The 13,270-nt window shown below is 34.3% G+C and carries 10 protein-coding genes; 3 read left to right on the forward strand and 7 right to left on the reverse strand.

Going from position 1 to position 13,270, the window contains the following annotated elements; translation table 11 throughout:
• Positions 1–29: 29 nt before the first annotated feature.
• The 3 genes from ACHRVZ_RS00610 to ACHRVZ_RS00620 all read left to right on the forward strand — a co-directional run bounded on the left by ACHRVZ_RS00610 (position 30) and on the right by ACHRVZ_RS00620 (position 7,948).
• The gene (locus tag ACHRVZ_RS00610; RefSeq protein WP_395420064.1) at positions 30–2,162 is read left to right on the forward strand and encodes a beta-galactosidase; all 2,133 of its coding nucleotides are present in this window, start codon (positions 30–32) and stop codon (positions 2,160–2,162) included.
• Positions 2,163–2,325: 163 nt separating this feature from the next.
• Complete coding sequence (locus ACHRVZ_RS00615) at positions 2,326–4,623, forward strand: aminotransferase class III-fold pyridoxal phosphate-dependent enzyme (protein WP_395420065.1); 2,298 nt, start codon at positions 2,326–2,328, stop codon at positions 4,621–4,623.
• 373 nt (positions 4,624–4,996) lie between these two features.
• Positions 4,997–7,948 (forward strand): FAD-binding and (Fe-S)-binding domain-containing protein, encoded by a 2,952-nt coding sequence (locus ACHRVZ_RS00620; RefSeq protein ID WP_395420066.1) that lies wholly within the window; start codon positions 4,997–4,999, stop codon positions 7,946–7,948.
• A gap of 87 nt (positions 7,949–8,035) precedes the next feature.
• Here ACHRVZ_RS00620 and ACHRVZ_RS00625 read toward each other — a convergent pair whose 3' ends face one another.
• The 7 genes from ACHRVZ_RS00625 to ACHRVZ_RS00655 form a co-directional block, all read right to left on the reverse strand.
• Entirely contained in the window at positions 8,036–8,305 is a 270-nt protein-coding gene (locus ACHRVZ_RS00625; RefSeq protein ID WP_395420068.1) for a hypothetical protein, read from the reverse strand.
• A gap of 24 nt (positions 8,306–8,329) precedes the next feature.
• Positions 8,330–8,755 (reverse strand): VOC family protein, encoded by a 426-nt coding sequence (locus ACHRVZ_RS00630; protein WP_395420069.1) that lies wholly within the window; start codon positions 8,753–8,755, stop codon positions 8,330–8,332.
• A gap of 115 nt (positions 8,756–8,870) precedes the next feature.
• Positions 8,871–9,947: a calcium:proton antiporter gene (locus ACHRVZ_RS00635; protein ID WP_395420070.1), complete on the reverse strand. Its 1,077-nt coding sequence runs from the start codon at positions 9,945–9,947 to the stop codon at positions 8,871–8,873.
• 328 nt (positions 9,948–10,275) lie between these two features.
• On the reverse strand, positions 10,276–11,316 hold the full coding sequence (locus ACHRVZ_RS00640; protein WP_395420071.1) for a methyltransferase: 1,041 nt from the start codon (positions 11,314–11,316) through the stop codon (positions 10,276–10,278).
• Positions 11,317–11,679: 363 nt separating this feature from the next.
• Positions 11,680–12,258, reverse strand: coding sequence for a YdeI family protein (locus ACHRVZ_RS00645; RefSeq protein ID WP_395420073.1), 579 nt, complete (start codon positions 12,256–12,258; stop codon positions 11,680–11,682).
• Between the two features lie 21 nt (positions 12,259–12,279).
• Positions 12,280–12,837 carry a DUF4256 domain-containing protein gene (locus ACHRVZ_RS00650; protein ID WP_395420075.1) on the reverse strand — a complete coding sequence of 186 codons (558 nt, stop codon included), beginning with the start codon at positions 12,835–12,837 and terminating at the stop codon, positions 12,280–12,282.
• A 49-nt stretch (positions 12,838–12,886) separates the two neighbouring features.
• Positions 12,887–13,270, reverse strand: a complete 384-nt coding sequence (locus tag ACHRVZ_RS00655) for a DoxX family protein (RefSeq protein ID WP_395420077.1) — start codon at positions 13,268–13,270, stop codon at positions 12,887–12,889.

Consider the following 13,270-nt stretch of genomic DNA (forward strand, 5'->3'; position numbering starts at 1 on the left):
CAATTATAGATTAACTTATTAGACAAATCATGAACCAAAATAGATCTCTAACTAAATTTCTTTTCGCAATAGCGCTATTGGCAAGCTGTCATTCGACGCCTGTTTTCGCACAAAGTAAAAAGACAACACTTACAGAAAAAAAAGACCCGCAAGGTTTCTTTTCAAAACCCGATTTAATGCAAATTGGGGTTTATTATTATCCAGAACAATGGCCAAGAGAACAATGGGAGCGTGACCTGAAAAACATTAAAAAATTCGGATTTGAATTCACGCATTTTGCTGAATTTGCCTGGACTTATATGGAACCTCAAGAAGGTGTATATGATTTTAAATGGCTGGATGATGCCTTGGCTATTGCCGAAAAAGAAGGGTTGAAAGTAATTCTTTGTACACCAACACCAACGCCGCCGGCCTGGATGGGAGAGAAGTATCCTGAAATTTATTTGGTAGATGCAAATGGCCGCCGCAGAGAACATGGAAACAGAGCGAATGTATCTATTACAAATGAAAAATACCGTGAATTTACAGATAAGATCGTAGCGGAATTAGGAAAAAGATATGGTAAAAACAAAAACATTATGGGTTGGCAAATCGATAATGAACCTTTGGGAACTGCCGATTTTAGCCCATCTGCGCGCAAAGCATTTCAAACTTGGCTTAAAGCAAAATATGGAACAATCGAAAAACTAAATACAGAATGGGTTGGTAATTTCTGGAGTACACGTTACAACAACTTTGATCAAATTGTTTTGCCTAACGCTGAAATGTATTCTGAAGATAAATTAAGTCCGCATGCGGTTTTAGACTTTAAAAGGTTTACTTCAGATGCACAAGGCGAATACCTTAACAGACAGGCAGAAATACTTCGTAAATATGTAGATTCAAAACAATGGATTACAACTAATTTTACCAATGTAATTTATGATGCTGATCCAAGAAGTGCCAACAAAATGGATTTCATCACTTACACAATGTATCCTGTAAGCGGTCAGAATCCTTTAGGCGGAGACAGTTTTAGAATGGGTTCTCCTAGCAAAATTTCAGAAGCAAATGATTATTACAGATCTATAACGGGGGTAACTGGTGTTATGGAATTGCAGCCTGGACAAGTAAATTGGGCAGGTATTAATCCGCAATTACTTCCTGGAACCGTTCATATGTGGCTTTCACAAGCTTTTGGCGGCGGTTGTTCTTTTACATGTACGTATAGATACAGACATCCGCTTGGAAGCAGCGAAATGTATCACGACGGAATCGTAGGAACAGATGGCGTAACACTTTCTCAAGGTGGAAAAGAGTTTGTGCAATCTATTGCCGACATGAAAATACTTCGTAAAGAATACGATCCGAAAGCGGTTATGCCTCAGGAAATTGCAAAAAGAAAAACGGGTTTCTTATGGAGTCATGAAAATCTTTGGGATTTAGAAAATCAAAAACAAACCAAATATTGGAATACGTGGAAACATAGAAATACATATACTTCGGCCGTTAAATCAACCGGAGCACCAATGGATTTTATTACTGAAGAAGCTAATTTTGATGATTATGCTTTTATAGTTGCTCCAGCTTACCAGCTTATCGATCAAAAATTAGTGGCTAAATGGCAGAAATATGTAGAAAATGGAGGGAATTTAATTCTATCTTGCCGCACGGGACAGAAAGACAAAAACGGGCATTTTTTTGAAGCCAATTGGAGCGCGCCAATTGTTCCCTTAATTGGTGCTGATGTAGACTTTTTTGATATGTTAGTTACAGACGTAAACGGAACTATTAAAGCAGGAAATAACAGCTATAAATGGAACACCTGGGCAGACGTATTAACTCCAAAACAAGGAACAGAAGTTTTGGCAACTTATGACGATCAGTTTTACAAAGGCAAAGCTGCAGCCGTTACCAGAAAATTAGGTAAGGGAACGATTACTTATGTTGGAGTAGAAAGCAATGATGGAACCTTAGAAAGAGAGATTGTACGTAATGTTTACTCTCGCGCTAAAGTAGCAATTGAAGATTTACCAAAAGGAGTTTTTATAGAATGGCGTGATGGTTTTTATATAGGTGTAAATTACACGAATGAACCAATCAATTTGCCTGTTCCTCAGGGAAGTAAAATATTGGTGGGACAAAATCCTTTACAACCGGCTCAGGCTATAATTTGGAAATAAAATTTGAGATAAGGTTTGCCACGACTCGAGCGATAGCAAATATGCGAAGCAATTTCACGAATTAGCACGAATTTTTTCAAATAGAATACGCACAATAATTAGTGTAAATTCGTGAAATTCGTGGCAAAAAAATAAAAAAATAAAACAACTTAATATAATAGCAATGACTTTTTCAGAAGCAACTATTCAAGACTTAGTAAAAGAACATTACGGCCTAAATGTAACCGTAAAAGCATTAAATGGATATGATGAATTAAACTTCCTTTTATCGAATGAAAAAAATGAAAAATACATTCTAAAAGTATCGAATGAAAGTCATCCGTTTCCTTTTTTAGAGGCGCAGGTTAATATTATAAAACATCTGACAAAAAGTAGTATTTCAGATAAATTTCAGCACTTTAGTATCAATAAAGAAGGAGAGGAGTTAACCAAAATAGTAAGCGGATCTCAAACTTATTACATAAGAATTCTAAACTTTTTAGAAGGTACTTTTTGGGTTGATGAAAAAGTAAAAACAACTGAATTACATCATAATTTAGGTTCTTTTTTAGGCAATATGGACAATGCTTTAAAGGATTTTTCTCATCCGGCAATGCATCGCAATTATACTTGGGATATTAGTCGTGCGAGTGAAGCAAATGACAATCTCAAACACATATTAAATCACGAAAAAAGACGTATTGCAGGTTATTTTCTATTGCAATTTGATACTGAAGTAGTACCGCAAATACATCGTCTAAGACATGCTTATATACATAACGATGCCAATGATTATAACGTTTTGGTACAAGGCAATCAAGTAAGTGGTTTAATCGATTTTGGCGATATGGTTTATACCGCTCTAATCAATAATTTGGCGATAGCTTGTACTTATGCCATGCTTGATGAAAAAGATCCGTTGGCTGTTGCAGCATCAATTGTTGAAGGATACCATAAAGCGTATGCACTTACAGAACAGGAATTAGATGTATTGTATTACTTAATTGCCGGAAGACTTTGCATTAGCGTCACACAATCTGCTTACAATGCGTCATTAGACAGTAATAATGAACATCATTTCATTACCGAAAAACCAGCTTGGGATTTACTTTATAAATTAATAGAAATTAACCCAATCAAGGCGCAAGATGCCTTTAGAAAAGCTTGTGGTTTTGAAGGGGTAATTAACGATAACGATTATAGCGAGTTGCTTGAAATTCGTCAGAAGAAAATAGGTCGAAATTTGAGTATTGGTTACAAAGACAAATTAAAAATTGTTAAAGGCGCTTTACAATATTTATACGATGACAAGGGAAGAACCTTTGTAGATTGTGTCAATAATCCTTCGCATGTTGGGCATTGTCACCCAGTTGTGGTTCGAAAAATGCAAAAACAAATTGCGACTTTAAATACCAATACACGCTATTTAAATGATGCAATAACAGAATATGCCGAAAAACTAACAGCCACATTACCGGAAAAATTAAGCGTTTGTTATTTTGTAAATTCAGGTAGTGAAGCCAATGATTTGGCAATCAGAATGAGCCGCCATTTCACGAAGCAAAAAGATATTATTGTACTCGATCATGCCTATCACGGAACTTCAACTGTGGCAATGGAAATGAGTCCGTACAAATTTGACAGCAAAGGTGGTTTTGGACAAATGCCTTGGATTCACAAAGCCATTAATCCTGATTTGTATCGTGGCCCTTTTAAATATGGAGAAGCAAATGCAGGCGAAAAATACGCTGCAGATGTGCAAAGAATCATTGAAGATTTAAAGAAAGAAGATAAAGCTCCCGCTGTATTTATTTGTGAAACTTTGTTGGGAGTTGGAGGTCAGATTCCGTTACCGGAAAATTATTTAAAAACGGCTTACGAATATGTCAGAGCCGCTGGAGGTGTTTGTATTGCTGATGAAGTTCAAGTTGGATTTGGAAGAATTGGAGATCATTTTTGGGGTTTCGAATTGCAAAATGTAGTGCCGGATATTGTCGTTCTGGGAAAACCAATTGGTAACGGTCATCCTTTAGCTGCTGTAATTGTAACCGAAGAAATTGCAAATGCTTTTAATAACGGAATGGAATATTTCAACACTTTTGGAGGTAATCCCGTTTCTATGACTACAGGATTGGCTGTTTTAGATGTTATTCAAGACGAAGAAATGCAACAACACGCCTTAGAAGTCGGAAATCATTTAATGGATGGATTAAGAGGTTTAATGGCCAAATATCCAATTATTAGCGACGTCCGCGGACATGGATTATTCATTGGTGCCGAAATGGTAAAAGACAGAATAACGATGGAACCTGCCATTCCTGAAATAGATATTGTGGTAGAAAAATTGAAAGCAAATGGCTATTTGTTAAGTACAGACGGCCCTTTACATAATGTTTTAAAAATAAAACCACCAATGACTTTTAATAAACAAAATGCGGATGAAATGGTGCGATTGTTAGATATCGCTTTAAGCGAATTGTAGAAAAAAAAAGTTTAGTACATAGTCTAAAACGCAATATTGTCATTTCGACCGAAGGGAGAAATCACACTCGGGATTCGACAAAGATTGGCGATTTTGATTGCGGAGTTTCTAGTGTGATTTCTCCCTTCGGTCGAAATGACAAAACCTGTGTATATTTTAAGTCAATGCCACAGATTAAAGGATTAAACGGATTAAAAAATAAAATCTGCTCAATCTGCCAGATCTGCGTGAAAAAAATATAACCTATAGATTTAATTTGAAAATCAACACAAAATTTATGTGTTAAAAATAGTAGTAAGCAACAACAAACTAAAACTTTCCTGATTTCATATCCTTTTTTGGATAATGAACTTGTATATAACAAAATATTAAAATGAATGATAATAATATCCTTTCCAAGAGTTCTATTGATCTTGAAGGTTTAGAAAAACAATTAGAAGGTAAATTATTTTACGATCATACGATGCGTTTGCTTTACGCCACAGATGCCAGCGCTTATAAAGAAATGCCTTTAGCAGTAGCGATTCCAAAAACAAAGGAAGATATCCAGAAAATAATTGCTTTTGCAAGAGAAAATAATAGTAGCGTAATTCCGCGTGCAGCAGGAACTTCGCTCGCAGGACAGGTAGTTGGAAACGGAATTATTGTTGATATTTCGCAGGAATTTACCAAAATTATTTCTGTAGATCAGGCAAATAAATCGGCTTGGGTAGAACCGGGAGTAATTCGCGATGAATTGAATCTTCATTTAAAATCGTATAAATTATTTTTCGGACCTGAAACTTCTACCAGTAATCGTTGTATGATTGGCGGAATGGTAGGGAATAATGCTTGTGGTGCGAGATCAGTTATTTATGGATCTACACGCGAACATTTACTTGAAATTCAAGGTTTTTTAGCCGATGGAAATGAGGTTACTTTTGGATCTCTGACCAATGCTGAATTTGAAGACAAATGCAACGGAATTAATGTAGTGAGTCCTTTAGAACAAGCTATTTACCTTCAAGCAAAAGAAATATTATCTTCTGAAACAAACAGAGTTTTATTCGAAGATAATTTTCCTAAGAAAACAATTCCGAGAAGAAATACAGGTTATGCTTTGGATTTATTGGCTGATTCAATGCCTTTTGGAAATTCAAATAAAAAATTCAATTTTTGTAAATTAATTGCAGGATCTGAAGGAACTTTATTTTTTTCTACAGCCATAAAACTGAATTTAGTTGACGCATTAAAACCCTTCGCAGCTTTGGTTTGCGTTCATTTTGAAAGTATCAACGAATCCTTAAAAGCAAATATTGAAGCTTTAAAATTCAATCCGGATAGTGTCGAGTTAATTGATCATTATATTCTGGAATGTACCAAAGAAAATATAGAACAAAGTAAGAATCGTTTTTTTGTAAAAGGAGATCCTCAGGCTATTTTGGCTGTCGAATTTTTAAGAGATTCACAAGAGGAAATTGATGCTATTGCAAAAGAGATGGAAGCTTTAATGCGTTCTAAAAATTTAGGATATCATTTTCCGATTGTTTATGGTGATGATACGAACAAAGTCTGGACATTAAGAAAAGCTGGATTGGGTTTATTATCGAATATTCCGGGCGATGCCAAAGCCGTTGCGGTAATCGAAGACACTGCCGTAGATGTAAATGATTTACCGGATTTTATAGAAGATTTTAATGCTATTTTAAAAGAGCGAAACCTAAACTGTGTGCATTATGCGCATGCAGCAACAGGAGAATTGCATTTGCGCCCCATTATTGATTTAAAAACAAAAGAAGGAACGGAAATCTTTAGAACCATTGCAACCGATATTGCACATTTGGTAAAAAAATACAAAGGTTCTTTAAGCGGTGAGCATGGCGACGGAAGACTTCGAGGAGAATTTATTCCGCTGATGTTGGGCGAAGAAATTTATCAATTGTTTATCCAAATAAAAGAAGTTTGGGATCCTTGGGGTGTTTTTAATCCGGGGAAAATTGTGAATACACCTCCTATGGACACCAGTTTAAGATATACGGCAGGTCAGGAAACTCCAATGCCGGAAACGTATTTTGACTTCTCTGAAAACAACGGAATTCTGCGTGCTGCTGAAATGTGTAACGGATCTGGAGATTGTAGAAAAACAGAAAAGAGTGCCGGTACAATGTGCCCGAGTTATATGGCAACTCGCGATGAAAAACATACAACACGTGCCAGAGCAAATATTCTAAGAGAAACCATAACAAACTCTACAAAAGAGAACAAGTTTGATGATGAAAATCTTCTTGACGTACTTGATTTGTGTTTGAGTTGTAAAGGATGTAAATCAGAATGTCCGTCGAATGTGGATATGGCAAAATTAAAAGCCGAAACTTTACAGCAATATCATGATAAAAACGGTGTAAAATTCCGTTCTAGATTGATTGGAAATACACCTAAAATTAATCATCTGTTTGCTTCAATTCCCTGGATGTACAATTTATCTACAAAAGGCTTTCTGGGAAATATGATCAAGAGATCAACTGGTTTTGCAACCGAACGCAAATTGCCTTTAATGCATAAAATCACTTTTGCCAATTGGATAAAAAACTACATTCAGAAGGGAGATTTTATAAATGGAGTAATACATCTTTATAATGATGAATTTCTGAATTATTATGATGTAGAAATTGGTCAGACAACCGTTAAACTCCTGAATAGTTTAGGATATCTAGTTGAAATTCCTAAAATTGGAATTAGTGGAAGAACCTATCTTTCGAAAGGAATGTTAAAGGAAGCAAGAGAAATTGCTGAACAAAATACGCTGGATTTTGAAAAGTCAATTCCAAAAGACGGAATTTTGATTGGAATAGAACCTTCAGCCATTTTAAGCTTTCGCGATGAATATCCCGATTTATGTCGTGGAGATTTAAAACTAAAAGCACAAAGATTTGCCGCTAAAACCTTTTTGATAGAAGAATTTTTAGCCAAAGAACTAGAAGCGGGCAGAATTTCTTCAGCCAGTTTTACTGATAAAGTTGAGCGAGTACGTATGCACGGACATTGTTTCCAAAAAGCATTGTCATCTTTAGTTCCGTTAAAGAAAATTTTAATGTTGCCAAAGAATTATACCGTTCTCAATATTCCGAGTGGCTGTTGCGGTATGGCTGGTTCATTTGGCTATGAAAAAGAACATTATGATATTTCTATGAAAATAGGAGAGCTTGTTTTGTTTCCAACCATTCGTTCTGAAGAACAAGCAACATTAATTTCCGCATCAGGAACAAGCTGCCGACATCAAATTGCAGATGGTACGGGACGAAAAGCGCAACATCCGGTGGAAATACTTTATGAGGCTTTAAAATAGATTTCTTTCGATTTATTAATAAAAAAACTCCATTAGAAATAATGGAGTTTTTACTTTATTAAAACATATAATTAGCTGATTTGCAAATCACTTACTAAGTTTAACTAATCTAACGATTTGATATATTGCATGGTTTTCTAAAGATAAAGAACGGGCAATTTCCGGAACAGCTTGCATATGTGCTTCGCATAAATAACCAAACTCAAGTTCGGTAGTTATTTTAGCGTGTTTTGAAATTATCCCATGAATTGAACTATTCGTTTCGGGCACTTCAACATACACCAAATACAAACCTTCTGAATAGTCTAATGGAGATGCTAGTTTCTTTAAAAATGAATCATAATCATTATTTTCCATAAAATTCAACCGTTTTTGTTTGTATTAAATCGGCTCCCAAAGCTCAATTTTATTGTCTTCTGCATCTAAAATGTGTACAAATTTTCCATAATCATAAGACGCAATTTCGTCAAGAACTGTTACACCGTTTTCTTTAAGCTTGCTTACCAAAGCTTCGATATTCTGAACGCGATAATTGATCATAAAATCTTTCTTTGAGGGCAAAAAATATTCATCCCCTTTTTTAAAAGGACTCCATTGAAGTGAATTTATTTCTTCTGGATTGCTAATATTTCTCGATTCAAAAGTAGAACCCCAATCGTTGACTTCTAAACCTAAATTTTTAGCATACCATTCTCTCGTTTCTTTTGGATTTTCGGTAAAAAAGAAAATACCACCAATTCCTGTAGCCCTTGGTGTAATGTCATTCGATGAAGTTGAATTGTCTGTTCTATTCTTTGATTCTTCCATTTTCTCTGTTTTTTTTGTTTATCGAATTACTAATGTAAAAAAATATATGATTATAACTGAAAATTTATTTTAATATGAAATCGAATTAGTACTCAGGCAACTATTACACTTAAAATCAAGGATATATCATTAGAAAAATAAAAGCGAATAAATTGACAAGAAGTACTACTCCGTAAACAATATTAGATTTCCCTTTACTTAACGACAACATTACAGTAAATACTGATAATGCCAATAGTACAATAGATTTAATATCAAGTCCCAGAATAATAGGCATATCCATCATGATACAAACTGCAGCAACACTCGGAATGGTTAGTCCAATACTTGCCAAAGCTGACCCTAAGGCCAAATTTATACTCGTTTGGAGTCTGTTTTTTCTTGCAGCTGTAATGGCTGCAATTGCTTCAGGCAGTAAAATTATTGCCGCAATTACAACACCAACCAAAGTTTTTGGCAGATGATAACTAACAATAATACTTTCAATAGTAGGAGATAGAGATTTAGCCAGTAATACAACAATACCCAAACTTATGATAAGGAAAACGAGACTTGTATAAAACGTCTTATTATTGATTTCTATTGGTTCAGCAGCCGCTTCATTTTCATCAGCTCCAATTGTAAGAAAGTATTGTCTGTATCTTGTTGTTTGTGCAAATAGAAAAGAGGAATAAATAACAAGACAAGCACCAGAAGCAAAAACGAGTTGTGGCACTGAATAATAAGATCCAAGAACACTTTCGGTAAAGGTTGGAAATACTAATGTGAATACTATAATCGAAACTAATGAAACTAATCCAATAGTTACAGAAGAGGCAGAAAAATTCTGTTCATAATGTTTTAAACCACCAATCAGAAGACAAAGTCCAATAATACCATTAAGTATAAGCATAGTAGCGGCATACACAGTATCTCTGGCTAATGAAGCCGCTTCAGAGCCCTCGGACATCATTAGAGATACAATAATAGAAACTTCTATAACAGTTATTGATATAGCCAAAATTATGGTTCCGTAAGGTTCTCCAACTCTCTCTGCAATGATTTCAGAATGATGTACCGCCGACATAACACTGAGAATAAGCAGTATGCTTGCTACAATTTGAAAAATACTGCTGTTATCAATAAGCCCGCTAAAAAAGAGAATCCAGGATAATGCCGGAATAATGATCGTCCACTGAAGTAATTGTTTCATTTTTTTAATATAGATACTGGTAAATTAATACTTTTTGCCAACGGTATTTACCATTAATTGGCCTTTTTATTTTCTCCAATATAGCGATAATTTCAGTAGAAATGGTCAATAAATTGCATAATATTCAATACTAAATAACAAAACTAAGCCTTCAGAAAAACTAATTTACAGCTAATCTGTTGCAATAGAATATAAAATAATTTAAAAAATAAAACCCTTACATTACTTAAAACTAATTAATTATAGAGTTATAAAATAGTGTTATCCCGAATAAACAAGGGTTTCGAAATAAAAAAAAAACGGTGCTTAATTTTATAAATTGATTTAATTATTTATAAGCTATTGCTGCACTTGTTGGACCAGACAGATGAAGCAGTTCTGTTGATTTGAATCCTATTTTTTTAGCCCATTTATTAAAATCTGAAAATGAAAAATTAAAACCATTTCCCGTTTCTATCAGCATATTTAAACTCATCATCATTCCAAAAACATTTTCTTTTCTTTCATCATCAATTATACTTTCAATTACAATAAAAGCTCCTCCTTGAGATAAAGCGGTATATGCTTTTTTCATTAAGAGCAATTTTGTTTCTTCGTCCCAATCGTGCAAAATATTCCCCATAGTTACAATATCGGCAGGAGGAATGGAGTCTGCGAAAAAATCACCACTTTTTGTTTTTACCCTTTCAGCCAATTCCAGTTTTAGAATCGTTTCGTTGGCAATGGGCTCAATAACAGGCAAATCAAAACTAACGCAAGTCATATGAGCTTGATGCTGTGCAACCATAAGCGAGAGCATTCCGGCAGAACCACCTACATCTGTTAATGTTTTATATTTTGAAAAATCAAACTTTTCTGCAAAAGCTATAAATCCACCCATCTGCGCACCTGTCATTGCGTGTACAAACATTTTTAACCGATGCGTATCATCGTAGATCTTTTCAAAGAGATTTCCTCCCGCTTTTGTCTCATTTTGAGGTTCTCCGGTAAGTAATCCTTCTTCAAGTTTACCCCAAAAATTATACAGTCTTTCATTCATCATTTCAAGAATTCCACCTACATAGGAGGGTTTGTTTTTATCTAAAAAGACGTCTGTATCAATACCGTTTGAATATTTTGCAGTTTCTAAAATTCCTTCTCTATTTATAAATCCAAAACCGGTTAATGTATCCAAAAAATCAAAAACATTTCTGTCTGTACATTTTAAATTCAACTCTTTTTTTATTTGAGCCGCTGTCATTGTTTGCTTGGCAGCCAACTTGGTAAACAATTCAAAATTTATTGCTGACAAAAGGACTTTTGAAGCCCAAAACCCCGATCCAATTTGCATAATAGTTCCGGGGTTAGGTAAAGTGTTTTGCTGTTCCATATTATGTAGTAAAAAATTAGTGCCTACTTTTTCCGGTTTTCGGCTTATCCGTTTTACATATTCATTACTAATTGTCGTTAGATTATACGCAACATTTTTTATATCAAGGCTGTAAAAAAATAATTACCGCTAAGATAATTCTAATTTAAATACAAATAACAAACTGATATACAGTACAATTACGTGATTTCATACGTGCTGTTTTTGTATTTAATTGAATGCTGTTTTTCTTAAATGTGCAAATAGAAAACATAAAAAAAACCTCTTAAAATTTAAGAAGTTTTATATGCTGTTGCTATTTATTATGTGAAATTTAAAAACGAATAAAAACAATATAGTTAACTCAATTAAAAACCATCGTCATTAATCATTTAATCCTTTGCCTTCCAAAATTTGCTGAATACACTTTTCTACTCGTGATTCTCTGGTTTTTGATTGTTTAGGTGAAGAAAAATATAGTAAATAAGCTCTTTGTCTTCCCGGAGTTAAGGCTGTAAACGCTAATTTTAAAACGGAATCTTGCTCTAATTTCTTTTGAAACTCATCTGAAACTTCAAAATCTGTTGTTTTTTTCAATACTACTTTTAAACCAGCTTTTTCAACCTCAATGGCTTCATAAATATGATTTTTAAGAATTACTTTTTGATCCATAATTTCAGTAAGATTTGTAAACCGAATTTGTCGCGCTGCCTGGACATTTTTTGACTGATGTACCAATATTCCGTTGGTATCATTCAATAATGCGCCTTTAAAGAACAATAAAGCACAATATTCTTTAAACTCATGAATCAGCACAATGTTTTTACCTTGAAAAGTGTAACATGGAGTTCCCCATTTTAATTCTTCAGTCAACTGACAATCCAGAACAATACTTCTTAATTGTTCCTGTTCTTTTTGCCACTTTTTTGATTCATCAAAATAAAAATCAACTTTTGGATTCATAATCTAATGTATTAAGATTAACTAAACGCGTACTGATCCTCTAAAACCTCTCGCCGCATAATAAGATTCGGCACCATTATGATAAACGAAAACAGTATTGTAACGAAAATCAGAAAATAAAGCGCCACCAAGTTTACGAACATCAGCAGGAGTTTCAATCCAGCTGGATGTTTTAGCATCAAAATTACCAAGTTTTTGAAGTTCTTCGTATTGCTGTGCATTCAAAAGTTCAATTCCCATTTCATCAGCCATGTTAACGGCGCTTCCTGAAGGTTTATTCTCTTTTCTTTTTTCTAATGCTTCATGATCATAACACAAACTTCTGCGGCCTTTAGGGCTTTCAGCTGAGCAATCATAGAAAATATACTCATTTGTTTTTTTATCATAACCAACAACATCCGGTTCTCCTTCAGTTCTTTCCATTTCATCCAGCGACCATAATTTTTCAGGATTTGCTTCAAGTTTTTCCTGAATTTTATTCCAATGAATGTCTTTGTGGCGGTTCATGTTTTTCTCAAAACGAATTTGCAACACCTTCAATAACTCTTGACTTTGTTCTTCTGACAATTTATTTTTCATATCGTTATATATTAGTCGATTACTAAATTAAATATAATATTAAATCTGTTTAGGAATTATAAGAAATGATTTTTCGAGCCACAGGTCTAAAAAACCACGATATGGCCGTAAGGATAAGTAATAATACTGGTCCAAATAATGTTATTGCAGCATCTCCGGCTGCCAAATGAGAAAAAATGGCTCCTGACATTGCAAAAAAGAAACCTGCATATGCCCATTCTTTCAATATTGGAAACTTAGGTACTAAAATAGCAAAAACACCTAATATTTTCCAGATCCCTAATAAGGTTAAAAAGTAGATAGGATAGCCTAAATGATCCATCATTTCAACCTCTTCCTTCATTTTCAAGAGTTGCACAATTCCTGTAGAAATCATTCCTAACGCAAGCCACAAAGTAGCTATCCAATAAATTATTCTATTTCTCTTTTCCAT

The sequence above is a fragment of the Flavobacterium sp. FlaQc-57 genome (assembly GCF_044007395.1).
Classification (GTDB): Bacteria; Bacteroidota; Bacteroidia; order Flavobacteriales; family Flavobacteriaceae; genus Flavobacterium.

Coding starts and splice junctions, on each gene's coding strand:
- ACHRVZ_RS00640 (WP_395420071.1), bottom strand. CDS start 11,316: ATGGAACAGCAAAACACTTTACCTAACCCCGGAACTATTATGCAAATT.
- ACHRVZ_RS00655 (WP_395420077.1), bottom strand. CDS start 13,270: ATGGAAAAGAGAAATAGAATAATTTATTGGATAGCTACTTTGTGGCTT.
- ACHRVZ_RS00635 (WP_395420070.1), bottom strand. CDS start 9,947: ATGAAACAATTACTTCAGTGGACGATCATTATTCCGGCATTATCCTGG.
- ACHRVZ_RS00610 (WP_395420064.1), top strand. CDS start 30: ATGAACCAAAATAGATCTCTAACTAAATTTCTTTTCGCAATAGCGCTA.
- ACHRVZ_RS00650 (WP_395420075.1), bottom strand. CDS start 12,837: ATGAAAAATAAATTGTCAGAAGAACAAAGTCAAGAGTTATTGAAGGTG.
- ACHRVZ_RS00620 (WP_395420066.1), top strand. CDS start 4,997: ATGAATGATAATAATATCCTTTCCAAGAGTTCTATTGATCTTGAAGGT.
- ACHRVZ_RS00625 (WP_395420068.1), bottom strand. CDS start 8,305: ATGGAAAATAATGATTATGATTCATTTTTAAAGAAACTAGCATCTCCA.
- ACHRVZ_RS00645 (WP_395420073.1), bottom strand. CDS start 12,258: ATGAATCCAAAAGTTGATTTTTATTTTGATGAATCAAAAAAGTGGCAA.
- ACHRVZ_RS00615 (WP_395420065.1), top strand. CDS start 2,326: ATGACTTTTTCAGAAGCAACTATTCAAGACTTAGTAAAAGAACATTAC.
- ACHRVZ_RS00630 (WP_395420069.1), bottom strand. CDS start 8,755: ATGGAAGAATCAAAGAATAGAACAGACAATTCAACTTCATCGAATGAC.